This is a genomic window from Corynebacterium frankenforstense, assembly GCF_030211955.1.
Taxonomy (GTDB): Bacteria; Actinomycetota; Actinomycetes; order Mycobacteriales; family Mycobacteriaceae; genus Corynebacterium; species Corynebacterium frankenforstense_A.
In genome coordinates, this window is sequence record NZ_JASODI010000093.1 from 1 (window position 1) to 243 (window position 243).

Sequence of the window (243 nt, forward strand, 5' to 3'; positions counted from 1 at the left end):
TGACGTATATGGCAACATATTCATATCTTCTTCAGTAGCAGATTGTTGCATTGCCAGTGTGCGCATTGACTTTGCTACTTTCGAACTCATACCGAAGGCTGCAGCATATACGAGGTAGCGATCCCACAGATGCATATCTGCTATGCCTCTATCAGAGAAGTCACTGAAATCATTCAAATAGCGTGCTAAGCCCCACACCTCACCGGCACTGCGCGCATACGGGTCTTTCAAAATAACTTGGGC

Annotated in this window: 1 protein-coding gene; it reads right to left on the reverse strand. The window is 46.5% G+C overall.

Annotated features, from left to right (window positions below):
* The coding region (locus QP119_RS11655) for a DUF2207 family protein (RefSeq protein ID WP_284776340.1) at window positions 1-243 on the reverse strand (243 nt) is incomplete at both ends.